This window comes from Eikenella sp. Marseille-P7795 (assembly GCF_916618725.1).
Lineage (GTDB): Bacteria > Pseudomonadota > Gammaproteobacteria > Burkholderiales > Neisseriaceae > Eikenella > Eikenella longinqua.
In genome coordinates, this window is sequence record NZ_CAKAJZ010000002.1 from 386,549 (window position 1) to 412,346 (window position 25,798).

The 25,798-nt window shown below is 53.8% G+C and carries 22 protein-coding genes and 1 pseudogene; 20 read left to right on the forward strand and 3 right to left on the reverse strand.

The genetic code is table 11. The features are described from left to right. Positions 1 to 82 precede the first annotated feature (82 nt). Positions 83 to 1,375, reverse strand: coding sequence for a murein transglycosylase A (locus LG371_RS05450; protein WP_225747951.1), 1,293 nt, complete (start codon positions 1,373 to 1,375; stop codon positions 83 to 85). A 262-nt stretch (positions 1,376 to 1,637) separates the two neighbouring features. Between LG371_RS05450 and mutS the strand changes: the two genes are divergently transcribed. The 20 genes and pseudogenes from mutS to rfbD all read left to right on the forward strand — a co-directional run bounded on the left by mutS (position 1,638) and on the right by rfbD (position 23,715). Further along, positions 1,638 to 4,235 (forward strand): DNA mismatch repair protein MutS, encoded by a 2,598-nt coding sequence (gene mutS, locus LG371_RS05455; RefSeq protein WP_067590365.1) that lies wholly within the window; start codon positions 1,638 to 1,640, stop codon positions 4,233 to 4,235. A 238-nt stretch (positions 4,236 to 4,473) separates the two neighbouring features. Further along, a complete protein-coding gene (locus tag LG371_RS05460) occupies positions 4,474 to 4,947 on the forward strand; it encodes a hypothetical protein (RefSeq protein WP_067590112.1) in 474 nt (157 codons plus the stop codon). A 175-nt stretch (positions 4,948 to 5,122) separates the two neighbouring features. After that, positions 5,123 to 6,280 carry an alpha-hydroxy acid oxidase gene (locus LG371_RS05465; protein ID WP_225747952.1) on the forward strand — a complete coding sequence of 386 codons (1,158 nt, stop codon included), beginning with the start codon at positions 5,123 to 5,125 and terminating at the stop codon, positions 6,278 to 6,280. A 95-nt stretch (positions 6,281 to 6,375) separates the two neighbouring features. After that, the gene (locus LG371_RS05470) at positions 6,376 to 6,807 is read left to right on the forward strand and encodes a hypothetical protein (protein ID WP_067590119.1); all 432 of its coding nucleotides are present in this window, start codon (positions 6,376 to 6,378) and stop codon (positions 6,805 to 6,807) included. A 148-nt stretch (positions 6,808 to 6,955) separates the two neighbouring features. Further along, positions 6,956 to 7,516: a hypoxanthine-guanine phosphoribosyltransferase gene (locus tag LG371_RS05475; RefSeq protein ID WP_067590122.1), complete on the forward strand. Its 561-nt coding sequence runs from the start codon at positions 6,956 to 6,958 to the stop codon at positions 7,514 to 7,516. Positions 7,517 to 7,896: 380 nt separating this feature from the next. Continuing rightward, on the forward strand, positions 7,897 to 9,975 hold the full coding sequence (gene pta, locus LG371_RS05480; protein ID WP_225747953.1) for a phosphate acetyltransferase: 2,079 nt from the start codon (positions 7,897 to 7,899) through the stop codon (positions 9,973 to 9,975). Between the two features lie 421 nt (positions 9,976 to 10,396). Continuing rightward, the gene (gene glyS, locus LG371_RS05485) at positions 10,397 to 12,460 is read left to right on the forward strand and encodes a glycine--tRNA ligase subunit beta (RefSeq protein WP_225747954.1); all 2,064 of its coding nucleotides are present in this window, start codon (positions 10,397 to 10,399) and stop codon (positions 12,458 to 12,460) included. A gap of 24 nt (positions 12,461 to 12,484) precedes the next feature. After that, entirely contained in the window at positions 12,485 to 13,564 is a 1,080-nt protein-coding gene (locus LG371_RS05490) for a glycosyltransferase family 9 protein (RefSeq protein ID WP_082890672.1), read from the forward strand. Between the two features lie 15 nt (positions 13,565 to 13,579). After that, a complete protein-coding gene (locus LG371_RS05495) occupies positions 13,580 to 14,611 on the forward strand; it encodes a hypothetical protein (RefSeq protein ID WP_225747955.1) in 1,032 nt (343 codons plus the stop codon). Next, on the forward strand, positions 14,608 to 15,666 hold the full coding sequence (locus tag LG371_RS05500) for a hypothetical protein (protein ID WP_067590136.1): 1,059 nt from the start codon (positions 14,608 to 14,610) through the stop codon (positions 15,664 to 15,666). Before LG371_RS05495 ends, LG371_RS05500 begins: the two co-directional genes overlap by 4 nt. Before the next feature lie 12 nt (positions 15,667 to 15,678). Next, the gene (locus tag LG371_RS05505; RefSeq protein ID WP_225747956.1) at positions 15,679 to 16,524 is read left to right on the forward strand and encodes a hypothetical protein; all 846 of its coding nucleotides are present in this window, start codon (positions 15,679 to 15,681) and stop codon (positions 16,522 to 16,524) included. 314 nt (positions 16,525 to 16,838) lie between these two features. Further along, positions 16,839 to 17,481, forward strand: a pseudogene (locus tag LG371_RS05510) (IS1595 family transposase). Between the two features lie 37 nt (positions 17,482 to 17,518). Then, positions 17,519 to 18,394 (forward strand): glycosyltransferase family 2 protein, encoded by an 876-nt coding sequence (locus LG371_RS05515; RefSeq protein WP_225747957.1) that lies wholly within the window; start codon positions 17,519 to 17,521, stop codon positions 18,392 to 18,394. A 37-nt stretch (positions 18,395 to 18,431) separates the two neighbouring features. Then, the gene (locus LG371_RS05520) at positions 18,432 to 19,259 is read left to right on the forward strand and encodes a hypothetical protein (protein ID WP_225747958.1); all 828 of its coding nucleotides are present in this window, start codon (positions 18,432 to 18,434) and stop codon (positions 19,257 to 19,259) included. A 33-nt stretch (positions 19,260 to 19,292) separates the two neighbouring features. Then, positions 19,293 to 20,357, forward strand: a complete 1,065-nt coding sequence (rffG, locus tag LG371_RS05525; RefSeq protein ID WP_225747959.1) for a dTDP-glucose 4,6-dehydratase — start codon at positions 19,293 to 19,295, stop codon at positions 20,355 to 20,357. A gap of 14 nt (positions 20,358 to 20,371) precedes the next feature. Next, a complete protein-coding gene (locus LG371_RS05530) occupies positions 20,372 to 20,749 on the forward strand; it encodes a hypothetical protein (RefSeq protein WP_067590141.1) in 378 nt (125 codons plus the stop codon). Positions 20,750 to 20,873: 124 nt separating this feature from the next. Next, on the forward strand, positions 20,874 to 21,740 hold the full coding sequence (gene rfbA / locus LG371_RS05535) for a glucose-1-phosphate thymidylyltransferase RfbA (protein ID WP_067590144.1): 867 nt from the start codon (positions 20,874 to 20,876) through the stop codon (positions 21,738 to 21,740). Positions 21,741 to 21,757: 17 nt separating this feature from the next. Beyond that, positions 21,758 to 22,198 carry a hypothetical protein gene (locus LG371_RS05540; RefSeq protein WP_067590147.1) on the forward strand — a complete coding sequence of 147 codons (441 nt, stop codon included), beginning with the start codon at positions 21,758 to 21,760 and terminating at the stop codon, positions 22,196 to 22,198. Positions 22,199 to 22,273: 75 nt separating this feature from the next. Further along, on the forward strand, positions 22,274 to 22,816 hold the full coding sequence (rfbC, locus tag LG371_RS05545) for a dTDP-4-dehydrorhamnose 3,5-epimerase (protein WP_067590150.1): 543 nt from the start codon (positions 22,274 to 22,276) through the stop codon (positions 22,814 to 22,816). Between the two features lie 26 nt (positions 22,817 to 22,842). Beyond that, a complete protein-coding gene (gene rfbD, locus LG371_RS05550) occupies positions 22,843 to 23,715 on the forward strand; it encodes a dTDP-4-dehydrorhamnose reductase (RefSeq protein ID WP_225747960.1) in 873 nt (290 codons plus the stop codon). A gap of 128 nt (positions 23,716 to 23,843) precedes the next feature. Here rfbD and LG371_RS05555 read toward each other — a convergent pair whose 3' ends face one another. Together LG371_RS05555 and LG371_RS05560 are read right to left on the reverse strand one after the other, a co-directional pair. Continuing rightward, entirely contained in the window at positions 23,844 to 24,734 is an 891-nt protein-coding gene (locus LG371_RS05555; RefSeq protein WP_225747961.1) for a prephenate dehydrogenase/arogenate dehydrogenase family protein, read from the reverse strand. Positions 24,735 to 24,929: 195 nt separating this feature from the next. After that, positions 24,930 to 25,655, reverse strand: coding sequence for a phosphatidylserine decarboxylase (locus LG371_RS05560; RefSeq protein ID WP_067590156.1), 726 nt, complete (start codon positions 25,653 to 25,655; stop codon positions 24,930 to 24,932). Between the last annotated feature and the right edge of the window lie 143 nt (positions 25,656 to 25,798).

Below are 25,798 nucleotides of genomic sequence, written 5' to 3' on the forward strand. Positions count from 1 at the left end.
TTAGGCAGGATACCCGGCCAGATTGCACCTTTTTCGCCATCAGGCAGCCGGATATTTCAGTCCGTTTCAACTTTAATCACCATTATGGCAGCACTCCATTCGGCAGCAGCTGCCACACATAACCGGTCTGCTTCATGCGCCCGGCCACCCTGCCGGCTTCGTCGCCGTAACCCCAGAAAAAATCTACCCGCACTGCGCCGTTGATGGCGCTGCCGGTATCTTGCGCCATCATTAAGCGGTTGAGCGCACGGCCGGTTTCCGGATGGGCGGTCGCCAAGAACATCGGTGCGCCCAAAGTGATGAAGCGCTTGTCCACCGCGCCGGAATAGCCGCCGGTGAGCGGCACGCCGAGCGAGCCGATCGGCCCGTCGTTGCTGTCGGGCAGTTGGCGGAAAAACACATAACTGGGGTTTTTCCCCAACACTTCGGCCAATTTATCGGGATAGGCACGCAGCCAATCACGGATTTTCGGCATGCTGGTTTGCGCCAGCGGCAGATAGCCTTTATCGGCCATATAGCGACCAATCGACACATACGGATGGTCGTTTTTATCGGCAAAACCCAAGCGAATAAAGCGCCCGTCCGGTGTACGTAGCCGGCCGGAGCCTTGGATATGCAGGAAGAACAGTTCAACCGGATCGTTGGCATAAGCCAACACCGGAGCCTTGCTATTTAAAGCGCCGGCATTGATTTCGGCACGGGTATGGTACGGCACGAGGCGGCTACCTGAAATTCTACCTTTCAAGGTGCGGCTTTTCTCGCGGCCGGGGAAATCGGCCAAATTGGCCGTGTATTCGCCGTTGGCGGCAATCTGTCCGCTATTGGGGCCGGTGAGTCGGATGCGCACCGTGCCCGATTGCGGCGCGCCCACCAGCGGCACGCTTACCAAATCCGCCGGCACGCCGTAAATCGGGAAACGTGCCTGCGCCGTCTGCTGCGCACTGCCTTGCAGCACCGGCTCGTAGTAGCCGGTAATCGTGCCACCCAGCTGGCCGTTGTGGCTCACTTCCCAGGGCGTGAAATAAGTTTCGAAAAACTGCCGGGCTGCGTGGCGGCCGGTGGCATTGGCCTGCGTGCACACATTCTGCCACTGCGGCCGGTTTTTCAGCGACAAACAACTTTTGCGGAACGCCTCCAAGCCAGCGCCGAAATCCTGCTGCGCCCACTGCGGCAAAGCGGCAAACGACACCGCCTTATACCCCGCGGGGCTACCTGAAACCCGATGCTGATACCCTTCCGCATAACGCTGCCCCGGCGGCAAAGCCGAAACCGCGCCGCCGCCGGACGGTTTGTGCGGGTGGAAAAAACAGCCGCCCAGCAGCAATGCCGGCAAAACCAGCCAGCCCTTGCGAAGAGAAAGAAATTTTCCTGCCATCTCGTTTATCTTCCCATAATCGTGAATTTATACCGCTGAAAGAAATTGACAAATAATATTGCCCGCTGCCGCCGTGCCGGCTGCCGTTTCCGGCACATCCCTGCCCAAACTGCCCCTTTACGGCGGCTGCAGGCGCAAACGGGCAGGATTTAACCACCCGCCCCAGCCGCCGGGCAAATCATTTTACAAGCACAAACATTTCGCCCGCTGCCGCATCGGCTACAATACCGTCTTTCGCATTTCCATTTTTCAGGTAGCCTTCATGAGCCGCAAAAGCGCCGTTTCACCCATGATGCAGCAATATCTCGACATCAAAGCGCAGCACGCCGACAAACTGCTGTTCTACCGCATGGGCGACTTCTACGAACTCTTCTTCACCGACGCCGAAGAAGCCGCCCGCCTGCTCGACATCACGCTCACCACCCGCGGCCAACTCAACGGCGAGCCCGTGAAAATGGCCGGCGTGCCGCACCACGCCGCCGAGCAATACCTGGCCAAACTGGTGAAACTCGGCCGCAGCGTGGCCATTTGCGAGCAAGTGGGCGAAGTGGGCGCCGGCAAAGGCCCCGTGGCGCGCGAAGTGGTGCGCATCGTCACCCCCGGCACCCTCACCGACGCCGCCCTTCTCGAAGACAAAGAAACCAACCGCATCGCCGCCGTAGCTTGGAGCGGCAAAGCCAAACAGCCCGTCGGCCTTGCCTGGGCTTCACTGCAAAGCGGCGAATTCAAAGCCAAAATCATCCCCCCCGCCCAGCTGGCCGACGAGCTCGCCCGCCTGCAAGCCGCCGAAGTCTTGCTGCCCGACCAAGCCGCCGCCCAACTGAGGCTACCTGAAAACTGCCAGCCCACCCGCCTGCACGACTGGCAATTCGCCCCCGACAGCGCCTACACCCTGCTCACCGATTACTTCGGCAGCCAAGACCTGCTCGGCTTCGGCCTCCAAGCCGGCGAACACGACCCTGCCATCGGCGCCGCCGGCGCCCTGCTCAACTACATCCGCCACACCCAATCCCGCCTGCCCCGCCACCTCGACAACCTCAGCCTCGAAACCGAGCAGCAGCACATCGGCATGGACGCCGCCACCCGCCGCAACCTCGAAATCACCGCCACCCTGGGCGGCAAAAAAGAACCCACCCTCTTCTCCACCCTCGATTGCTGCGCCAGTAACATGGGCAGCCGCCTGCTTGCCCAATGGCTGCACAACCCCCTGCGCAACCGCGAACACATCCGCGCCCGCCAAGAAGCAGTAGCCGCTCTGCAAACCGACTACCCCGCCCTGCAAGGCTACCTGAAAAACATCGCCGACATCGAACGCATCGCCGCCCGCATCGCCGTCGGCTCCGCCCGCCCCCGCGACCTCGCCGGCCTGCGCGACAGTCTGTTCACCCTCGCCCAGCTCAGGCTACCTGAAAGCAGTCTGCTCAACACCCTAACCGACATCTTCCCCCAAGGCGCCGCCATCGCCGAGCGCCTGCAAGCAGCCATCCTGCCCGAGCCCGCCGTATGGCTGCGCGACGGCGGCGTGATCAACCACGGCTTCTCCCCCGAACTCGACGAACTGCGCCGCATCCAACACCACGGCAGCGACTTCCTGCTCGAACTCGAAACCCGCGAACGCGAGCGCACCGGCCTCTCCACCCTCAAAGTCGAATACAACCGCGTGCACGGCTTCTACATCGAGCTCTCCAAAATCCAAGCCGCCGACGCCCCCGCCGACTACCAACGCCGCCAAACCCTGAAAAACGCTGAACGCTTCATCACCCCCGAGCTCAAAACCTTCGAAGACAAAGTGCTCAACGCCCAAGAGCGTGCCCTCTCCCTCGAAAAACGCCTCTACGACACCCTGTTGCAAGAGTTGCAACAGCAGCTGCCCCTCCTCCAGCGCAGCGCCAAAGCCGCCGCCGCGCTCGACGTACTCTGCTGCTTTGCCCTCTTTGCCGCCGAACACGGCTACCGCGCCCCTCAGTTCACCGACTACCCCGGCATCGAAATCGACAACGGCCGCCACCCCGTGGTCGAACGCCAAGTGTCGCATTTCACCCCCAACCACACCCGCCTCGACCACAAACACCGCCTCATGCTGCTCACCGGCCCCAATATGGGCGGCAAATCCACCTACATGCGCCAGGTTGCCCACATCGTATTGCTCGCCCACACCGGCAGTTTCGTGCCCGCCGAAGCCGCCCGCATCGGCCCCATCGACCAAATCTTCACCCGCATCGGTGCCTCCGACGACCTCGCCGCCAACCGCTCCACCTTCATGGTAGAAATGAGTGAAACCGCCTACATCCTGCGCCACGCCACCGAGCAATCCCTCGTGCTCATGGACGAAATCGGCCGCGGCACCTCCACCTTCGACGGCCTCGCGCTGGCCCAAGCCGTGGCCGAACATCTTATCCAGAAAAACCGCTCCTTCAGCCTCTTCGCCACCCACTATTTCGAGCTCACCCGCCTGCCCGAGCAGCACGGTGCCGCCGTTAATATGCACCTCTCCGCCCTCGAAGAAGGCCGCGACATCGTCTTCCTGCACCACATCGAGCCCGGCCCCGCCGCCAAAAGCTACGGCATCGCCGTGGCCAAACTCGCCGGCCTGCCCGCCCCCGCCCTCAAAGCCGCGCAGAAACACCTCGAAGAGCTCGAAGCCCAAGCCGCTGCCCGCCGCCCGCAGATGGACATGTTCAGCCTGCCCGAAGATACCGAGCCCCAACACCAGCCCGCCGAGCCCGAACCCAGCCCCACAACCCACCCCCTGTTGCAAAAAATCGCCGCTCTACACCCCGACGAGCTCACCCCCCGCCAAGCCCTTGACCTGCTCTACCAACTGCAACAACAAGCCACCGCCGCGCAAGAGGCTAGCTGAAAACCCAGGCCCAACATGGCAAACAACAAGCTGCAAACAGCCGCACCATTTTTTCAGGTAGCCCACCAAAAAAGGCTACCTGAAAATCAAAACAGACCACCGCCCCAACAGGCTACCTAAAAACACCGCTATTCAAACCGTAAAAATTTGTCTATTTCCCGTAAACCAGCGATAATATAGCCGTGTGTAAAGCACGAAAGCCTCAACCCAGTTTTGTTTAACCATAAAGGACTTCCTCATGAAACAACGCTTACTTGCTCTTGCCCTCATTTCCGTATTGGCAGCCTGCGGCGGCCAGAACAACGGCTCCGCACCCGCCGCCTCCGCACCTGCCCAGCCGGCCGAAGCCAGCGCCGCCGTTTCACAGCCTGCCGCTCCGGCTGCTGCTGCCGACCTGGATCCGATCCTGGCCGAACCCCAAGTGGGCGACCTCTACGCCGCCAAACTCAGCGACTTCTCCGCAGCCGACTTCGGCGACAACAAAACAGTGTCCTACGGCTTGATGAAAGTGGTGCAAGTACAACCCGACCGTATCATCGTCATCACCGAAGATGCTGCTTGGGAAAACCCGCGCGGTGCCAGAAACGACCTGAACGGCGACCTGGCCGACATCTCTTGGGACGAATCCGAGCAGATCCCGATCAAACGTGCCGACTTGGCCAAACTGGTGGCTGACGGCAGCATCCTCGAAACCCGCCGCCTCGATAAATAATCCGGCAGCATCCTGAATAAAGGCTACCTGAAAACCCCATACTCGGTTTTCAGGTAGCCTTTTCATTCACACCATCCGCCAACCCCATCCCGCATTAGCGTTATAATGCACCATTCCCGCCACACATCAGCGGCGGCTTTACCCCACACCAAACCAACAAGATAAAGGCATCCCCATGACCCCCAACCTCAGCAAAATCACCTGCATCGCCGACCTGCAACGGGTAGCCCGCCGCAAAGTGCCCAAAATGTTCTACGACTACGCCGACACCGGCTCCTGGACCGAATCCACCTACCGCGCCAACGAAGCCGATTTCCAATCCATCCTCTTCCGCCAAAAAGTGCTGGTAGACATGGAAAACCGCAGCCTCGCCACCCAAATGATCGGGCAAGACGTGAAAATGCCGCTCGCCCTCGCCCCCGTCGGCCTCACCGGCATGCAGCACGCCGACGGCGAAATCCTCGCCGCCCGCGCCGCCGCCAAATTCGGCGTGCCCTACACCCTCTCAACCATGAGCATCTGCTCCATCGAAGACGTGGCCGCCAACAGCCCTGCTCCCTTCTGGTTTCAGCTTTATGTGATGCGCGACCGCGAATTCATGAGCGACCTCATCCGCCGCGCCAAAGCCGCCCAATGCTCCGCCCTCGTGCTCACCGCCGATTTGCAAGTGCTCGGCCAGCGCCACAAAGACATCAAAAACGGCCTCTCCACCCCGCCCAAGCCCACCCTGCTCAACCTGCTCAACCTCGCCACCAAACCCGAATGGGGCCTAGGCATGCTCAACACCAACCGCCGCGGCTTCGGCAACATTGAAGGCCACGTGAAAGGCGTGAGCGACATGAGCTCCCTCTCCGCCTGGACGGCCGAGCAGTTCGATCCGAGCCTGAGCTGGAGCGACGTGGCCCGCATCAAAGACGAATGGGGCGGCAAGCTCATCATCAAAGGCATCATGCTGCCCAAAGACGCCGAAGCCGCCGTGCAAAGCGGCGCCGACGCCATTGTCGTATCCAACCACGGCGGCCGCCAGCTCGACGGCGCCCCCTCCTCCATCCGCGCCCTGCCCGACGTGGTATCCGCCGTCGGTTCAAACATCGAAGTGTGGATGGACGGCGGCATCCGCAGCGGGCAAGACATCCTGCGCGCCTGGGCGCTGGGCGCGCGCGGCGTGCTCATCGGCCGCCCCTACATCTACGGCCTCGGCGCCTACGGCGAAGCCGGCGTAACCCGCGCGCTGGAAATCCTCTACAACGAAATGGACATCACCATGGCCTTCACCGGCCACCGCAACATCCACGACGTTACCTGTGATATTTTGGTGCAAGGCACATACTGATTCAGCCTGCCATACACTATAATGCAGGCTACCTGAAACAGTACGGCCACGCCGCCCGTTTTCAGGTAGCCTGCTCACTCATCTGGAAACCCACCATGAAACCCCGAACCCTGCTGCTCAGCCTCCTCATCGCCGCCCCTTTCGCCGCCGCCGGCAACCTCGAGTGCAATCCCGAGCCGGTCAAGCAAGGCGTGCCCACCGTATACCGCTGCGTGTATCACAACGGCAGCCTCGCCCAAGCCTATGCCGCCCTACGCACCAACCAAAACGAAACCCGTGCCCTGATGCTCGACCACCCCAGCCTGCCGCATACCCTGCCCGCCCGCAGCTTTACCCGCCGCGTACAGCTCCGCGACCACAACGGCAGCGACAATTATCCGGCCGAAATCAGCCTGCGCCGCCAAGGGCAAAACCGCGTGCTGGTCAAATATTCCGACCAAGCCGAAGTCACCCCCTACAGCCGCGGCACCCTGTTCCGGCGCCAAGGCCGCAACGTAGAGATCACCATCACCGAAATTGCGCCCTAACTCCCGAAGCCCGCTACCGCCTTCGGGCGGCGGGGCAGCCATCCTGCCCGGCCTCATTAGGTTTTAGCTTCGCAGAAACTCACGTTGCTCGTTTTAACTGAGTTGAAGCTGCGCTTTCAGGTAGCCTTTATCCGCCCAAGGACTCCCCATGACCATCAAAGAAAGATTCTGGCAAGCCAGCACCATGCTGGAAGAAGCCGACCTGCTGTTCGACGAAGCCGCCTGCCGCGCCGCCCTCGAACGCATGGCCGAAGAAATCACCGCCGACCTCGGCGAGCAATACCCCCTGCTGCTGCCCGTGATGGGCGGCGCTGTCGTGTTCACCGGCCAGCTGCTGCCCCTGTTGCGCTTCCCGCTCGATTTCGACTACGTGCACGTTTCCCGCTACGGCAGCGAGCTCAGCGGCAGCGCCGAATTCAACTGGCTGCGCGCCCCGCAAAACAGCGTGGAAGGCCGCCACGTGCTCGTGCTCGACGACATCTTGGACGAAGGCCACACCATGGCCGCCATCCACCGCCAAGTGATGGATATGGGCGCCGCCTCCTGCCGCACTGCCGTGTTTGCCAACAAAGCCATCAACCGCCCCAAACCAATTACCGCCGACTACGTGGGCATCCACGTGCCCGACCGCTACGTGTTCGGCTACGGCATGGACGCCGCCGGCATGTGGCGCAACCTCGGCGCCATCTACGCCCTGGCCGACAAATAAAGCGCCCGCCTGCAAAGGCTACCTGAAAGCGCAGCTTCAACTCAGTTAAAACGAGCAACGCGAGTTTCTGCGAAGTTAAAAACCAGAGGCTACCTGAAAACCATCATCCCGATTTTCAGGTAGCCTCTGGTTTTTCAGGTAGCCTCAATAACAACATAACGAACCCCAACCTCTCGCCACACCGCCCCCATTATTTGACCTAGCTCACATCCGTCCCCGTTTCCCCGCCGAAAATCCCCCGCCTAAAGCCTTGTCCTCCCTTGTTAATAATGCAACAATGCGGCCTGCAATCAAACGGCGCAATCTGCCCGAGGGCGGCCATCCAGCCCGAAACAGGTTTCTCCAGTTTCATCAACCTATTACCAAGAAAGACATCGATTATGCCGAAATTCCTACTGGTGCCCCTGGGCGCCAAAACCGGTCTCACCAGCATTTCCCTCGGCCTCCTGCGCGCCATCCAGCGCAGCGGCCGCCGCCCCGCCTACTACAAACCCGTCTCCGACACACCCACGCCCGACGGCAGCACCGACAGCGCCGTAGTGTTTGCCAACAAGCTGTTCCACCTCAACCCGCCCGGCCCGCAGCCGCTCTCCAAAGTGGAAGAGCTGATCAGCGCCGGCCGCGACGACGATTTGATTGAGCTGATGGTGTCCGATTTCGACCGGGTTACCGCCGCCGAACACGATGTGGCCGTGATCGAAGGCGTGGTGCCCGACGACGAGCACAGCTTCCTCACCAGCAAAAACGCCCAAATCGCCGCCTCGCTGAACGCCAGCATCATCCTGGTGGCCGCCGTGGGCAAACACAGCGCCGAGCAGGTGGCCGACCAAATCAACCTCGCCGCCCACGAATACGACAACAGCCACACCGAAGTGGCCGGCTTCATCCTCAACCGCTACCACGGCAGCGACGCCAAAGCCTTCGCCGCCGAAGTTTCCGCCAAAGTGCGCGGCAAGCTGCCCTGCTTGGGCGTGGTGCCCTTCTCGCCCGAGCACTCCCTGCGACGCGTGGCCGATATTGCAGGCTACCTGAACGCGCAAGTGATTGCCGGCGAAGCACACTTGGGCAACCGCACCAAAGAAATCGTAGTGGCCGCGCAAAACGCCGCCCAAATGCACCACCGCATCACTTCCGGCGCATTGGTAATCACCCCCGGCGACCGCGAAGACATCCTGATGGCCGCCTCGCTGAAAATCCTCAGCGGCGTGCCGCTGGCCGGCCTGCTGATTACCTGCGGCACGCCGCCCTCCCAGGCCGTGCAGGGCATCATCAGCCCCGCCCTGAGCCACAACGTGCCGGTGCTGCTCACCGAGCTCGACACCTTCGCCACCGCCTACGCGCTGGCCCTCCAAGACCAAACCATCCCCGCCGACGACAGCGAGCGCATGGAAACCATGGTGGATTTCGTGGCCGAGCATGTGGACGTGGAAACCGTGTGCCGCAACATCGGCAAGCCGCGCCAGCTGCTGATGTCACCGCCCGCCTTCCGCTTCCGCATGATGGAGCAGGCACGTGCCGCCAACAAACGCATCGTGCTGCCGGAAGGCGACGAGCCGCGCACCGTGGAAGCCGCCGCCATCTGCCAGAGCAAAGGCATCGCCCGCTGCGTGCTCCTGGCCAAGCCGGAAGCCGTGCGCGAAGTGGCCGCCAACCGCGGCATCACGCTACCTGAAAGCCTGGAAATCATCGACCCCGACAGCATCCGCGAGCAATACGTCGCCCCGATGGTGGAGCTGCGCAAACACAAAGGCCTCACCCCCGGCCTCGCCAGCCAGGCCCTGGAAGACAGCGTGGTGCTCGGCACCATGATGCTGCAACAAGGCGACGTGGACGGCCTGGTGTCCGGCGCGGTACACACCACCGCCAACACCATCCGCCCCGCCCTGCAGCTGATTAAAACCGCCCCCGGCGCCAGCCTGGTATCCAGTGTGTTCTTCATGCTGATGCCCGAGCAAGTGTTGGTGTACGGCGACTGCGCGGTAAACCCCGAGCCCACCGCCGCCGAGCTGGCCGATATCGCCATCCAATCGGCCGAATCCGCCAAAGCCTTCGGCATCGAGCCGAGAGTGGCCATGATTTCCTACTCCACCGGCACCTCCGGCAGCGGCGCCGATGTGGAAAAAGTGAAAGAAGCCACCAAGCTGGCGCAAGAAAAACGCCCGGATCTGCTCATCGACGGCCCGCTGCAATACGACGCCGCCAGCGTGCCCAGCGTCGGCCGCCAGAAAGCGCCCGACAGTAAAGTCGCCGGCCAGGCCAATGTGTTCGTCTTCCCCGACCTGAACACCGGCAACACCACCTACAAAGCCGTGCAGCGCAGCGCCAACGTATTGAGCGTCGGCCCCATGCTGCAAGGCCTGCGCAAACCGGTAAACGACCTGTCGCGCGGCGCATTGGTGGACGACATCGTGTACACCATCGCGCTCACCGCCATCCAATCGGTGCAGATGAGCAAATAAGCCCGGCGGTCGCAAGGCCGTAACGCACCAGATAAAAGGCTACCTGAAAAACCGCTCTCGGTTTTAGCTTCGCAGAAACTCGCGTTGCTCGTTTTTCAGGTAGCCTTTTTAGCTGCACAGCATTGCCCGACCGATTCGCCGTATTCAGCCGCCATTTTCAGGCAGCCCCGATAATTCCCCCTGCATCAGCAGCCCTTCTGTGGCATAATCCCCGCACCCCGCACGCACGGAAATCAGAAGCAAACCACCACCACTAACAACAATGGATTGAAACAAAATAATTTTCAGGTAGCCCCAAAGGCTACCTGAAAATGATAGAATCCCACCCCAAACCAACCCAGCCTGCCGCACCCGATTCCAAACAAAACACCAAACCAATCAACGTGCAGCAGGCTACCTGAAAATACTAAACGACGCCCCGATGAGCACCCAAACCCTTTTAATCGAACTCCTCACCGAAGAACTCCCCCCAAAAGCCCTGAACAATTTGGGCAAGCACTTCGCCGCTTCCGTTGCCGAAGGCTTGGAAAAAGCGCAACTGACTGACGGTGCCGCCGAATTTACGGCTTATGCCTCGCCGCGCCGTTTGGCGGTTCAAGTCAAAAACGTCAAAGCCGTGCAAGCCGATCAGAAAATCGTGAAAAAAGGCCCTGCCGTGGCAAATGCCATGAAAGACGGTGTGCCGACCAAGGCTCTGGAAGGTTTTGCACGCGGGGCGGGCGCGAAAATCGAAGACCTGACCATCGTCCACGACGGCAAGCAGGATGTCTATGCCTACGAATACGTCCAAACCGGCAAACCCTTGGGCGAACTTCTGGAAGACATTATCAATCAGGCAGTTAAAAAGCTGCCGATTCCGAAAGTGATGCACTGGGGCAGCAGCACGTTTACCTTCGTGCGCCCCGTTCACGGGCTGATTGTGCTGCACGGCGGCGACATCGTGGACGTCAGCGTTTTGGGTCTGCAAAGCGGCAATCAAACCTTGGGACACCGCTTCCTGTCCAGCGGCGAAATCACCATTGAAAACGCCGACAGCTACGCCGAACAAATGCGCGGTCAAGGCAAAGTCGTTGCTTCGTTTGCCGAGCGCAAAGCTGCCATTCAGACTGCCTTGAACGAACAGGCAGGTCGTCTGAAAGCCACCGTAGCCGCCGATGAAGCCCTGCTGGACGAAGTAACCGCATTGGTTGAGTATCCCGTTGTTTTGGAAGCCGGTTTTGAAGAACATTTCCTCGCTGTGCCGCAGGAATGCCTGATTCTGACCATGCAGCAAAACCAAAAATACTTCCCGCTGCTCGACCAAAACGGCAAGCTGATGAACCGCTTTTTGCTGGTGTCCAACCTGCAAACCGAAGACCCGACGCACATCATCCAAGGCAACGAACGCGTTTTGCGCGCGCGCCTGTCTGATGCCGAGTTCTTCTACAAGCAAGACCAAAAAGCGACTTTGGAAAGCCGCCTGCCCAAGCTGGCAAACGTGGTTTATCACAACAAAATCGGTTCGCAAGCCGAACGCATCGAACGCCTGCAAAGCATCGCTGCACACATCGCCAAAGCATTGGGTGCGAATGCCGCAGCAGCCGAACGCGCCGCGCGCCTTGCCAAAGCCGACTTGGTTACCGAAATGGTCGGCGAGTTCCCCGAGCTGCAAGGCACGATGGGCAAATACTACGCCCGCTTGGATGGCGAAACCGAAGAAATCGCCGAAGCCCTCGAGCAGCACTATCAGCCGCGTTTTGCAGGAGACAGGCTACCTGAAAATAAAATCGCCACCACCGTCGCGCTTGCCGACAAGCTGGAAACCTTGGTCGGCATCTGGGGCATCGGTCTGATCCCCACCGGCGACAAAGACCCCTACGCCCTGCGCCGCGCCGCCTTGGGTATTTTGCGGATGCTGATGCACTACGGCTTGGATGTAAACGACCTGATTCAGACGACCTTCGACAGCTTCCCCAAAGGTTTGCTCAACGAAAAAACGCCGTCTGAAACCGCCGACTTCATGCAGGCGCGCCTTGCCGTGTTGTTGCAAAACGACTATCCGCAAGACATCGTCGCCGCCGTACTCGCCAAACAGCCGCGCCGTTTGGACGATTTGACCGCCAAACTGCAAGCCGTTGCCGCATTCAAACAACTGCCCGAAGCCGCCGCGCTTGCCGCTGCCAACAAACGCGTGCAAAACCTGCTGAAAAAAGCCGATGCCGCGCTGGACGAAGTCGATGAAAGCCTGCTGCAACAAGACGAAGAAAAAGCCCTCTTCGCCGCCGCACAAGGCTTGCAGCCGAAAATCGCCGCCGCCGTAGCTGCAGGCAATTTCCAGGCCGCCTTGTCCGAGTTGGCTTCCGTCAAACCTCAAGTCGATGCCTTCTTCGACGGCGTGATGGTGATGGCAGAAGACCCCGCCGTCAAACAAAACCGCCTGAACCTGCTCAACCGCTTGGCGGAACAGATGAACGCAGTGGCGGATATTGCGGTATTGGGGGAGTAGCCCTAGTTTTCAGGTAGCCTATCCATGTCATTTAAAAGCACATATAAGCAACTAAAACAAAAATGGGCAGCATTGCGGCTACGTATAGCCAAAACCCTGCTGGACCGGTCACCTGATATCCATATTGCCGAACTGAACCCTCACACCATAACAGGCATAGTTTTTCTGCGGCAAGATGGGAAAATTGGCGATTATATCGTCAGTTCTTTTGCGTTTCGCGAAATCAAAAGAATTAATCCGAATATCCGCATTGGCGTTATCTGCAACCATAAAAATCAAGCCATATTCACCAATAATCCATATATTGATGCCTTGCATGTTGTTAGAGCCAAATCAACCATCAGCTATTATCTAACCGCCCGATCGCTAGCCAAACAATATGATATTGCTATTGAACCAAGCTTGGTATTTCGCCCGCGTGATTTGATTCTACTGCACGAACTGAAATGTTCATATAATATCGGCCTAGCAAAGGATAATTATAAAATATTCAATTTAAATATTACCAACACACAGCAGCATTATAGTGATATTTATCAACAAGCTTTAGCGCTATGTGGCTTCTCTAATATCGATACAGACTATAATCTGCCCGTTCATGTGGAATCTGATGCTGCTATACAGAATTTTCTCGCACACCATCATCCATTAAATTATACTGTGGTTAATTTCTTTGGTGCATCTAAAGCACGGCAGTTTAATGACAACAATATTCGCCATATCTTAAACAAGCTTACCAACACTTTTCCTAATCATCACTTTATTTTACTAACCTATCCAGAAGTTACCCCTTCATTAGAAAATATTTGTACCGAATACCCAACGGTATTTATTTATAAAAACACAAGCACTATTTTTGATAGCATAGAAATTATCCGCCATTCAGAAACAGTTATCACTCCCGATACTGCGATAATCCATATTGCTTCTGGCTTAAATAAAAACATTATTGGCCTATATCACGACCACCAGCAAAACCTGACTAACTGGCACCCAAGAAGCAAACAGGCGCATCTGATCTTTTTTAAAAACAATATCAACGAAATTACTCCCAACCAAATATGTACAGCATTGCAGCAAGTATTTGATAAAACTACTAGATAAAAAAATAAATTGATTATGGATAAACCTGTTATTCTGCTTGGCATGATTAACGATGCCGGAATTGCCAAAATAGTAGCGGAAGCACTGGCTTATCATGGCTTTGAGGTAATCGATTACTCACTTGACTCGCTAACGTTTGAATATCCAAACCTAATATCTCGCTTATCCACACAATGGAAAAAATTGCAAGGCAATAAACAAGCAAAAAAAGAACTGATGGTTCAGCTCAAACAGCAAGAAATCCAAGAACAGCTAAGTAAATATCCTTATTTTGATTATGCTTTGTTTATCCGGTCAGATGTTTATCCAGACAACTTTCTAAAAGAAATCAAACAAAAAAGCAGTTTGTTTATAAATTATCAATGGGATGCAGTTAGCCGCTTTCCAGCTGCACTCAAACAAATTGATTTATTTGATCGCTTTTATGTCTTCGATCCTGATGATTTATCTCTTTCCCCAAATAAGCTATATCCTGCCACTAGTTTCTATTTCGACCATATTCCAAGCCCTTCAACTGATAACATATCCGATGATATTTATTTTCTTGGAGCACATCGAGAAGACAGAAAAGAACAAATTATCCGATTCTGCCAGTATGCCAAACAGGCTGGATGGAAATTAAATTTCCAGATTTCCTGCCCCAACCACCCGGAAGCACCACACGAATACCCTGTTGATAATATCCAATTTCATAAAGGTATTTCTTACAGGCAAAATATTATCAATGCACAAAATTGCGGAGTACTGGCCGACTTCGTAATCAGTTCTCACAAAGGGCTTTCCTTGAGAACTTTTGAAGCCATTGGCTATCGTAAAAAATTAATTACAACCAATTCTGAAGTAAAGAAATATGATTTCTATCACCCTAATAATATCTACATTCTAAATGAAAATAATCTTGATGGAATAAAAAATTTCTTAATCATCCCATACTATAATATTTCTTCAGAAATTATTAAAAAATATAGCTTTGGGAATTGGATACAATATCTATTGCAGATTAATCCCTACCTACCAATTAGTTTACCCAACTTACCCACATTATGAATAAAAAAACTGTTATTCTCGCTATGCCCCCTATCTTTGGTATACACCAAGCTATTGCCGATAACTTACGCTTCCATGGTTTTGAGGTTATTGAAATCATATATGGAGAAGATAGGAAATTTATTTACTCGAATATCTGGCAGCATGCGAAAAAAATCTTCTTCAGAAATATTCTACGGCAACGTGAGTATAAAAAAGAACAACTTTTTAAATCATACGCTAGCCATTTTATAAAACAATTAAATGCCATCGATGGGCAAGTTGATTATTGTCTAATGTTTTGGCCTGGAGGCTTTCCTAGTTCGTTTATTCAAACCCTCCGGAGAAAAAGTCGCTTAATGGTGCATTATAACTGGGAAAGGCTTGATTTTCTTGAGCATGAATTTTATAAAATTCGCTATTTTGATAAGTTTTTATTTTTTGATCCATATGACATTGGAAAAAAACAAAGCTATCATGAAAAGCTTATTCCAATAACCAGCTTCTGGATTGATTGTTATCCAGAAAATAATGAGTCTACTAACAGTTTACTATTTGTCGGATCTCATGCAAAGCAACGAACTAAAAGTATACAAATATTTTATCAAGTTGCAAAAAAGAATAATATTCCTATAGAGTTTTATATCTGTGCCCAAGATGGTAATATCGAGCGAGCTCAGGAAGAGCTGAAAATTGAGGAAGCCAAGTATTACCCAGCCTCCGAATCTATTTCTTATCCAGAATATCTTAAAATGGTAAAGAAATCTAGTATATTAATAGATTTTCTTAATGAAAAGCATTATGGCTTATCGCTACGTATCTTTGAAGCAATCGGATATGAGAAAAAAATAATAACCACCAATCCAACCATATTTAATTATGATTTTTATCATCCAAATAATATGTTTCTATGGAATGGCAAGAATATTGATGAGCTTAAACAGTTTATGCAGACTCCATACCATAAACTTTCTGATGAATTAAAAAACAAATATAGTTTTAAAAATTGGATATATTTTGTTTTTGATATTTACCCTAACATACCAATTACTCTTCCAAATCTTGATTTATTATAAGTAGACACTATTATGAAGAATAATCCTGTAATTTTATTAGGTTCCTACCAGGTAAATGATATCTACAGACTAATCATTACCCATTTAATAGATATGGGTTACAAGGTTGTTGATATAAGCTATAATCATGAACCACCTCCTTTTAAATATCGCTCTCTAACTACTCGGTTATTAGTATTATTTAAACGAATAATTTTTCGGCAAAAGAATGCTAAGCAGAAGCTAATTCAAAAAGAAAAAGATCTATATATTGAAAGCGTAAATAAACAAGTCAGTAAGAAGCTTGACCAATATAAATCTTTTGATTTTTCAATAATCCTTGGGGGACAGATATATCACAAAAATCATCTACTTGAAATAAAAAGAAAAACTAAAAATTTAATGGTTGCTTACCAAAGTGATGGTTTAACTAGATTTCCCAAAATTTTTGACTGTTTAGACATTTTCCATAAAGTATACATTTTTGATCCTAAAGACTATAAATCCTATAAGAACAGCATAACTAATCTCTATCCAGCTACGAATTTCTACTTTGATAGAATTACCTTTAATACAGGAAAATCTAACATTCCCTATTCATTCTATTTCCGAGGAGTACACTTAGATGAATTAAGTCGTGCTAAATCAATCTCCGTATTTGCCAAATATGCATTACAGAATAATTTAAATACAGATATTACTATATATCATCTTAATAATAGATCCTTTAAGAAGCATAACAAGTTGTATCCTTCTAATGTAAAAGCATCACTACAAGCAATCCCTTTTTCTGAAAATATTGAAAATGAAAAAAAACAGTTGGTGCCTTCTCGATTTTTGCACTCCCATTCATACCGGAGTTTCTTTCCGAACTATTGAAGCAATAGGGTACCAAAAGAAATTAATTACTACTAATCATTGGGTGAAAACTTATGACTTTTATCATCCTAATAACATTTTTATTTGGGATGGGGAAAATATTAATAGCGAAGAATTAGATTCATTTTTGAATTCTCCCTACTATGATATTGGAGATCTCATTAGGAAGAAATATAGTTTTACAAACTGGATCAGGTATTTACTCAATATTCATCCATATCAAGAAATCAACCTGCCTGACTTATGAGATACTATGTAAATATTCAATATTTTAGGAGCTGACGTAGATTAGCAATCTATACTAGGCCATGAAAATGCAGATAAGCAATTGTAAACTAAATAAGAGAATACAAAAGAAACTACTTGAATTTTTTGTGCTCGAAGTTACAACCTGTTCTACTGCCAATATTTTAAGTATACAACCCAACTTCTACCGTAAAGTCCGCATGGTCATTACCCATCATTTTGGCACTAGCTGCCGATGAGGTTTTTGATGGTGCTGCTTAATCGGACGAAAGCTATTTCGGTGGACACCGTAAAGGCAGGCGCGAGCGCGGTGCGGCGGATAAGGCGTGGTATTCGGCATTCTGAAACAACAAGGACAAATCTATACCGCTGTAGCAGATAATGCTAGGTCTGAAACATTACTGCCTGTCATCAAAAAAATCATGTCTGACAGCATTATTTGCACAGGCAGCCAGAGCATTATGACAAGTTGGAGGTGAGTGGTTTTATCTATTACCATATCAACCATGCCAGAGAATTTACAAACTGCCTGAACCACATCAACGCCATTGAGAATTTTTGGAATCAGGCAAAGCGAGTCTTACGCAAATACAACAAAATTGACCGCAAATCTTTCCCGATATTCTTGAAGGAATGCGAATTTTGGTTTAACTTCGGCACACCGTCCCAGCACTTGAATCCCTGCGAAGATGGTGTGGAATTTATGGCTAACCTAGGACAGCTCCAATAATTTATTATAGAGTTAATAATGGCTCACTATCCCTTAATCTCGATTATTATTCCTTGCTATAATACTGCGGACTATCTACCTGAAACTCTCAATAGTCTAGAAGCACAGGAATTTCAAAATTTTGAAATTATTGCAATCGATGATGGTTCTACCGATAATACACTGGAAATTTTAAAAACCTATGCTTTAAAAAATGATAAATTAACTGTTCTGACTCAAGAAAATACTTACTGTGTTAAGGCAAGAATTAATGCAATAAAACATGCCAGAGGAAAATATTTGGTTTGCCTAGATTCAGATGATATAATTTCACCTACTTATTTATCTGAGTGTGTTCAAGAGGCAGAGAAAGATTTAAGTTTGTCTATCGTTTATACAGATGCTGTGCTATTTGGTAGCAAAAATAAACCTTGGAAATTACCAGATTTCTCGTTATCTTCATTTCTATTGACTAATTATATTTATATAACGGCGTTGATCCGGAAGTCACATTATGATGATATTGGTGGGTTTGATGAAAAAATGACCCTTTTTGAAGATTGGGAGCTATTTATTTCACTCATTAAAAATGGTGGGAAAGTAAAAAAAATATCTAAACCTTTATTCTATTACCGACAGCGTGAAGATGAATCATCAGTAACAAATATGGCAACACAGCATAAATATTCAGATAATATATTAAAAATATACAATAAACACTATGATTTTTATAAAGAGAATAAAATATTTATGCACTCTTTTTTTATGAGAGCCTATTCAGATTTATTGAACGAACAAGCTTATAATGAAAGATTAAAAAGGAAGCATAATAATATTTTTGTTAAATATTTTTATAAATTTTTTAGACCAAAGAGATATGCTATCATTCAAAATAAGCTAAAAGATATAGCATAATTATAGATTATCAACCAAAGTTGAAACCAGATTAATCATGAAGCCAACAGAATTAAATAAGATGATTCTTGATCTTAAAGTATGGATAAAATACCAAAGAAACAAAATCTCAACTACTATAAATCCTTATACCTATGAACAAGGAAAATATACTGACTCCTTCCTGTCAAATTTTCCAAAACGAGAATTGACAACTATTAGATTTGAATCCATACCAAGGGTCATCTATTCTTTTTGGACAGGGGATAACCCAATGTCTCCTGCCCGAAACCAGCACTTTCAATTATTGAAAAAAAATTCAGGTATAGAAATTGCCTTAATTACACCGCAAAATTTGAGTGACTTTATTTTGCCTGCATACCCGCTACATCCTGCCTTCCCTTATTTATCACTAGTACATAAATCAGACTATTTACGTTGCTACTTTATGCACCATTATGGGGGCGGATACAGCGATGTAAAAGCTACCAAACATAGCTGGGAAAACTGTTTTTATCGGCTAGAAAACTCTAATGCCTATTTTTTGGGTTACCCTGAAGCAAAAAAAGAAGATCTTGCCCCAGTTGGTGGAATTTTAGGTAATGATATGAAATTGCGCTTCAGCCGAATAGCAGGAAATAGTGCTTATATTTTTAAGAAGCAAACTCCTTTTACTCAAGAATGGTATACGGAACTACACCATAGGATGGATAATTATACAGAGCAACTGATGAGACACCCTGGAAACATTTTAGGTGATAATTATGGTTACCCTATTCCTTGGACTAATATTTTAGGTGATATTTTCCACCCCCTTTGCTTAAAATATCATGAAAGAATACTGCTCGATTCTAAAATTAGGCCTTGTACCCATAATTATCGTTGATGATTAATTTTATTCTTGCTTAAAAATTCGGTTATGAAACTCCTCCTCACCGGCGGCGCCGGCTTTATCGGCTCGGCAGTTGCCCGCCACATCATCCGCAATACCCAAGACTCCGTTGTCAATCTCGACAAGCTCACTTATGCGGGCAACCTCGAATCCTTGGCAGAAGTTTCAGGTAGCCCCCGCTATGCCTTTGAGCAAGTGGATATTTGCAATCGCGCCGAGCTCGATCGCGTGTTTGCCCAACACCAGCCCGATGCCGTGATGCATTTGGCGGCAGAAAGCCATGTCGATCGCTCCATCGATTCCGCCGGCGAATTTATCCAAACCAATATCGTCGGCACTTTTCATCTGCTCGAAGCCGCCCGCGCCTATTGGCAAGGGCTACCTGAAAACCGCCGCACCGCCTTCCGCTTCCACCATATCTCCACCGACGAAGTGTATGGCGATTTGCACGGCACGGATGATCTATTCACCGAAACCACGCCCTACGCCCCTTCCAGCCCCTATTCCGCCAGCAAAGCCTCCAGCGACCATCTCGTGCGCGCCTGGCAGCGCACCTACGGCCTGCCCGCCCTCATCACCAACTGCTCCAACAACTACGGCCCCTACCACTTCCCCGAAAAACTCATCCCCCTGATGATTTTAAACGCGCTATCCGGCAAACCCCTGCCCGTGTATGGCAACGGCCAGCAAATCCGCGATTGGCTCTTCGTGGAAGACCACGCCCGCGCGCTATACCAAGTCATCACCCAAGGCCAAATCGGCGAAAGCTACAACATCGGCGGCCACAACGAAAAAACCAACCTCGAAGTAGTGCAAACCATCTGCGCCCTGCTTGAAGAACTCGTGCCGCAGAAGCCCGCCGGCGTGGCACATTATGCCGACCTCATCACCTTCGTGCCCGACCGCCCCGGCCACGATTTGCGCTACGCCATCGACGCCGCCAAAATCGGCCGCGAGCTCGGCTGGCAGCCGCAGGAAACCTTTGAATCCGGCATGCGCAAAACCGTACAATGGTATCTCGACAACCGCGCCTGGTGGCAACACATCCTCGACGGCAGCTATCGCCTCGAGCGCCTCGGCCTCAAACCCTGATTTCGGAGAAGCGAATGAACATCCGCCACACCGCCCTGCTCGGCTTTATCGCCCTCGGCCTCGCCGCCACCGGCATGGCCCAAGCCAAGCCGCAGCCCCATCGCGCCACTGCCGCCGCACACCACCAGCAACAGCGCGCCGACGGCAGCAGCCAAGAGCGCGCCATCGTGATCCACGAAAACGATACCCCGCGCGGCATTGCCGCCGAAAACCGCTGGATTGCGCAAAACATGCCCGGCTACCGCAAAGTCGGCCAAGCCCTGATCCAAGGGCAACACGGCATTTACGACCGCATCAGCGTGGCCGGCCCAAACGGCGAACGCAAAGAAATGTTCTTTGAAATCAGCGAATTCTTCGGCCGCTACAACGGCAAACTGCTGGGCACCGAATAAGCACGCCAGCCAACCAACACAGGCTACCTGAAAGCGTAAGCTTCAACGCAGTGAAAACAAACTTTGCGAGTTTCTGCGAAGCGAAAATTTTTCAGGTAGCCTGCTACCAAAGGGAAACAAAAGCATGAAAGGCATTATCCTCGCCGGCGGTTCCGGCACACGGCTCTACCCCATCACACGCGGCGTATCCAAACAACTCATGCCCGTGTACGACAAACCGATGATCTACTACCCCCTGTCCGTGCTCATGCTCGCCGGCATCCGCGACATCCTCATCATCACCACCCCCGAAGACAACGCCGCCTTCCGCCGCCTGCTCGGCAACGGCGCCGACTTCGGCATTCGCCTGCAATACGCCGAGCAGCCCAGCCCCGACGGCCTAGCCCAAGCCTTCATCATCGGCGAAGAATTCATCGGCAATAGCAACGTCTGCCTCGTGCTCGGCGACAACATCTTCTACGGCCAATCCTTCACCCAAACCCTGCAGCAAGCCGCCGCCAAAACCCACGGCGCCACCGTGTTCGGCTACCAAGTGAAAGACCCGGAGCGCTTCGGCGTTGTCGAGTTCGACAGCCAATTCAACGCCCTCTCCATCGAAGAAAAGCCCGCCAAACCCAAATCCAATTGGGCGGTAACCGGCCTCTATTTCTACGACCAGCGCGTGGCCGAATTCGCCAAACAAATCAAACCCTCCCCACGCGGCGAGCTCGAAATTTCCGACCTCAACCAGCTCTATCTCGAAGACGGCAGCCTCTCCGTGCAGCTGCTCGGCCGCGGCTTCGCCTGGCTCGACACCGGCACGCACGAAAGTCTGCACGAAGCCGCCGCCTTCGTGCGCACCATCCAAAACGTGCAAGCCCTTCAGGTAGCCTGCCTCGAAGAAATCGCCTGGCGCAACGGCTGGCTCTCCAACGAGCAACTGGCCGCTTTGGCCCGGCCCATGGCCAAAAACCAATACGGCCAATACCTGCTGCGCCTGCTGGCAAAATAATCCTTGGCGTTCCCATTATGAAATCCACCCTCCTCCTCGCCCTCCTGCTCATCGTACCGCTTGGCCGCGCCGACATATCCTTCGTCCACCCCATGACGCCGGCCGAGTGCAAACAAGCCCTCACCGACAGCCTGGAAATGTATGTCGATGCCCGCCACTGCGAAAAAGCCGACACCGAGCAAACCCGCCAGCGCGCCCTAATCGGCTGGTATGCCGTGGGCGAGCTCAACAGCAAATCCGGCAACGAGGCATTCCAACGCTGCACCCTCAGCCCCGAACAGCGCCAAGATCTCTCCAACCTAAGCAAACACTACGAAGCCATCATGCGCAGTCCAGAACGCCTGCAAAGCTTCTGCACCCCCACCCGCCGCGCCCGCATCGCGCCGCTGTATCCCCGCTACATGCAGCTGCTGCAAGAGCTCGAAAACGCCCGCCGGCAAAGCAGCACGCCCAACTGATTTTCAGGTAGCCTCCCACGCAGGCTACCTGAAAATACAAACGCCAACCTATCCACAATTAAACCCATCCAAATCATGAACATCCTCCCCACCGCCCTCCCCGACGTCAAACTCCTCGAACCCCAAATCCACGGCGACGAACGCGGCTTCTTCATGGAAACCTTCCGCGACAACTGGTTCCGCCAACACATCGCCCCGCGCACCTTCGTGCAAGAAAACCACTCCAAATCCGGCCACGGCGTCTTGCGCGGCCTGCACTACCAAACCGCAAACACCCAAGGCAAACTCGTGCGCGTGATTGCCGGCGAAGTGTTCGACGTGGCCGTCGATCTGCGCCGCCGCTCCCCCACCTTCGGCCAATGGGCCGGCGCCATCCTCTCCGCCGCCAACAAACACCAGCTCTGGGTGCCAGAAGGCTTTGCCCACGGCTTCTACGTGCTCAGCCCCGAAGCCGAATTCGTGTATAAATGCACCGACTACTACAACCCCCAGGCCGAACACTCCCTGCTCTGGAACGACCCCACCGTCGGCATCCAATGGCCATTGCAAGGCGAGCCCAAGCTCTCGCCCAAAGACCTTGCCGGCCAACCCCTGAGCCAAGCCGTATTGTTCGATTAAACCAAACCCACTTTTCAGGTAGCCCCATGAAACTCCTCATCACCGGCCACCAAGGCCAAGTCGGCCAAGCCCTCGTGCAGCAAGCCGCCGCCCGGCATTTTCAGGTAGCCGCCTACGACCGCAGCCAGCTCGACATCGCCGACCCCGCCGCCGTATGGCAGGCCGTTGAGCGCGAGCAGCCCGCCGTCATCATCAACGCCGCCGCCTACACCGCCGTAGACAAAGCCGAAAGCGAGCCCGCCGCCGCCCACGCCGCCAATGCCGCCGGCCCCGCCAACCTCGCTCACGCCGCCCAACACAGCGGAGCCGCCCTGCTGCACATCTCCACCGACTACGTCTTCGACGGCCACACCAGTCGCCCCTACCGCGAAACCGACGCCCCCAACCCCCAAACCATATACGGCCAAAGCAAGCTCGCCGGCGAACAATCCGTCCAAGCCGCCTGCCCCCGCCACATCATTTTGCGCACCGCCTGGGTGTTTGGCGAACACGGCGGCAACTTCGTCAAAACCATGCTCCGCCTCGGCCGCGAACGCGACAGCCTCAGCATCGTGGCCGACCAAGCCGGCGCCCCCACCTACGCCGGCCACATCGCCGCCGCCCTGCTGCACCTCGCCGAGCGCACCCAAAGCGCCCACTGCCCCTACGGCCTCTACCACTTTTCAGGTAGCCCCCACACCACCTGGCACGGATTCGCCGCCGAAATCTTCCGCCGCGCCGCCGAGCAAGGCATCCTGCCCCGCGCCCCGCAACTGAACGCCATCACCACCGCCGACTATCCCACCCCCGCCTGCCGCCCCGCCGATTCCCGCCTCGATTGCAGCAAAATCCACAGCGCCTTCGGCATCCCCCCCAGCGACTGGCAAAGCGCCTTGGGCAATTTGGCCGACTATCTCTAAGCCACAAAATTTTTCAGGTAGCCCCACGGCAGGCTACCTGAAAAAGCGCAAACTCCAGCGCAGCAAAAACACCATCCCAACCATCCGAAAAAATTTCAGGTAGCCCCCAAAAGGCTACCTGAAACGCCCTAATCCTTCCCGCTTTCCCATTCCCGCCGCGCCGCGCTCGCCTCGGCAAACATTTCCCGCAAGCCCGCCCCGTCTTCCCGCGCCAAACATTCGCGCAACTGCGCCAGCTGCCGCTCCTGCCCTGCCAGCAGAGCCAACAGGTTTTCCCGATTGGCCAGCGCAATATCCGCCCACATCGTCGGCTCGCTGCCCGCCAAGCGCGAAAAATCGCGGAAACCGCTACCCGCCAGCCGCAGCCATTCCTCCGCCTCCGCCGCGAGCGCAATCTGCCGCATATAGGCATAAGCCAAGAGCTGCGGCAGGTGCGACACTGCCGCAAACGCCGCATCGTGCGCCACCGCATCCATGCGCCCCACCTGCGCGCCCACCGCCCGCCACAGCGCCTCCACCCGCGCCAGCGCCACCGCATCCTGCGCCTCGTGCGGGCAGAGAATCAGCCGTTTGCCCGCAAACAGCCCCGCCTGTGCCGCCGCCGCGCCCGAACGCGCCGAGCCGGCAACCGGGTGCGCCGCCACACAGCGCGGCCACGCCTCTGGCAAATTCTCCCGCCAAGCCGCCAGCACCGACTGCTTGGTGCTGCCCACATCGCTCACCGCGCAGCCCTCCGGCAACAGCGGCGCCAGCTCCGCCGACACCCGACCCACCGCACCCACCGGCACCGCCAGCAGCACGCAATCCGTATCCGCGCCCACCGCCTGGCGCAGCGAGGCAAAGCCCTCGTCCACCACGCCCAGCCGCAGCGCCTCGCGCAGGTTGGCCGCATCCGCGTCCACCCCCGCCACGCAGTCCGCCAACCCGAGCCGTTTCACATCCAAAGCCAGCGAGCCACCAATCAGGCCCACCCCCGCCACCACCATCCGCCGCATCATCGCCATCGTTTGCTCCTTCATACAAAATTCTATCCGTGCACACATTCTAGCCGCACAACAGGCTACCTGAAAGCGTGAGCTTCAACGAAGTTAAAACGAGCGAAGCAAGTTTCTGCGAAGCTAAAACCAAAAAAAGCCCGCCGCAAACATAAAAAAGGCTACCTGAAACCCCTTTCCGGTTTTCAGGTAGCCTCTATCATCTTTTACGGCACAGGCTCAGCCCGGCAACACCTCTTCCGCCGCCGCCTGCACCAAAGCTGCTGCCTCTTCAATTACCTGCTGTTCGCCATCTGCTTCCAGCGGCAGCCGCGCCAAAATCGTTTCACTGGCGCGCACCTGCTCGCCGATGGCCACCAGCGGCACCGCATCCGTGGGCAGATACACATCCACCCGCGAGCCGAAGCGGATAAAGCCGTAGCGCTGGCCGCGCGTTACCTGCTCGCCCGGCCGCACATAACACAAAATGCGCCGCGCCACCAAGCCCGCCACCTGCACAAACGTAACCTCGCGGCCGCTCTTCGTGGTGGCCAACACCGCATTGCGTTCGTTTTCCGTGCTTGCCTTATCCAGCGCCGCGTTCACAAACTGGCCGGGAAAATAATCCACCTGCGTAATCATGCCGTCAATCGGCGCGCGCTGCGAATGCACGTTGAACACATTCATAAACACGCTGATTTTCAAAGCCGGCACTTGGCGGAACGGGTCTTCCGCGCGCTCCACCACCACAATCCGACCATCTGCCGGGCAGAGCACCGCATCCGCATCCGCCGGAATATCCCGCGCCGGATCGCGGAAAAACTGCACCGCAAACACAGTAAACAGCCAAAACGGCAGCGACCACCAGCCGCAGCAGCAGCTCACCAGCACACTCAGCAGCAGCCCGCCCAAAATAAACGGCCAGCCTTCCCGCGCAATCAGCGGATGGGGGTAAAAACGGTTCACGGCATCATCCTTAAAGAAAATAGAAACACGGCAGATTATACAAGAAAAGGCAGCCAACGCCCGCAACGGCCATCGAGGCTACCTGAAAAACAATCGCTGCCGTTTCAGCCCGCCATACCCTTCCGCCGCCACACAGGCTACCT

What these genes read in the sequence shown, in the direction of transcription:
- LG371_RS05450 (WP_225747951.1), bottom strand. Translation starts at nt 1,375, where the DNA reads ATGGCAGGAAAATTTCTTTCTCTTCGCAAGGGCTGGCTGGTTTTGCCG.
- mutS (WP_067590365.1), top strand. Translation starts at nt 1,638, where the DNA reads ATGAGCCGCAAAAGCGCCGTTTCACCCATGATGCAGCAATATCTCGAC.
- LG371_RS05460 (WP_067590112.1), top strand. Translation starts at nt 4,474, where the DNA reads ATGAAACAACGCTTACTTGCTCTTGCCCTCATTTCCGTATTGGCAGCC.
- LG371_RS05465 (WP_225747952.1), top strand. Translation starts at nt 5,123, where the DNA reads ATGACCCCCAACCTCAGCAAAATCACCTGCATCGCCGACCTGCAACGG.
- LG371_RS05470 (WP_067590119.1), top strand. Translation starts at nt 6,376, where the DNA reads ATGAAACCCCGAACCCTGCTGCTCAGCCTCCTCATCGCCGCCCCTTTC.
- LG371_RS05475 (WP_067590122.1), top strand. Translation starts at nt 6,956, where the DNA reads ATGACCATCAAAGAAAGATTCTGGCAAGCCAGCACCATGCTGGAAGAA.
- pta (WP_225747953.1), top strand. Translation starts at nt 7,897, where the DNA reads ATGCCGAAATTCCTACTGGTGCCCCTGGGCGCCAAAACCGGTCTCACC.
- glyS (WP_225747954.1), top strand. Translation starts at nt 10,397, where the DNA reads ATGAGCACCCAAACCCTTTTAATCGAACTCCTCACCGAAGAACTCCCC.
- LG371_RS05490 (WP_082890672.1), top strand. Translation starts at nt 12,485, where the DNA reads ATGTCATTTAAAAGCACATATAAGCAACTAAAACAAAAATGGGCAGCA.
- LG371_RS05495 (WP_225747955.1), top strand. Translation starts at nt 13,580, where the DNA reads ATGGATAAACCTGTTATTCTGCTTGGCATGATTAACGATGCCGGAATT.
- LG371_RS05500 (WP_067590136.1), top strand. Translation starts at nt 14,608, where the DNA reads ATGAATAAAAAAACTGTTATTCTCGCTATGCCCCCTATCTTTGGTATA.
- LG371_RS05505 (WP_225747956.1), top strand. Translation starts at nt 15,679, where the DNA reads ATGAAGAATAATCCTGTAATTTTATTAGGTTCCTACCAGGTAAATGAT.
- LG371_RS05515 (WP_225747957.1), top strand. Translation starts at nt 17,519, where the DNA reads ATGGCTCACTATCCCTTAATCTCGATTATTATTCCTTGCTATAATACT.
- LG371_RS05520 (WP_225747958.1), top strand. Translation starts at nt 18,432, where the DNA reads ATGAAGCCAACAGAATTAAATAAGATGATTCTTGATCTTAAAGTATGG.
- rffG (WP_225747959.1), top strand. Translation starts at nt 19,293, where the DNA reads ATGAAACTCCTCCTCACCGGCGGCGCCGGCTTTATCGGCTCGGCAGTT.
- LG371_RS05530 (WP_067590141.1), top strand. Translation starts at nt 20,372, where the DNA reads ATGAACATCCGCCACACCGCCCTGCTCGGCTTTATCGCCCTCGGCCTC.
- rfbA (WP_067590144.1), top strand. Translation starts at nt 20,874, where the DNA reads ATGAAAGGCATTATCCTCGCCGGCGGTTCCGGCACACGGCTCTACCCC.
- LG371_RS05540 (WP_067590147.1), top strand. Translation starts at nt 21,758, where the DNA reads ATGAAATCCACCCTCCTCCTCGCCCTCCTGCTCATCGTACCGCTTGGC.
- rfbC (WP_067590150.1), top strand. Translation starts at nt 22,274, where the DNA reads ATGAACATCCTCCCCACCGCCCTCCCCGACGTCAAACTCCTCGAACCC.
- rfbD (WP_225747960.1), top strand. Translation starts at nt 22,843, where the DNA reads ATGAAACTCCTCATCACCGGCCACCAAGGCCAAGTCGGCCAAGCCCTC.
- LG371_RS05555 (WP_225747961.1), bottom strand. Translation starts at nt 24,734, where the DNA reads ATGAAGGAGCAAACGATGGCGATGATGCGGCGGATGGTGGTGGCGGGG.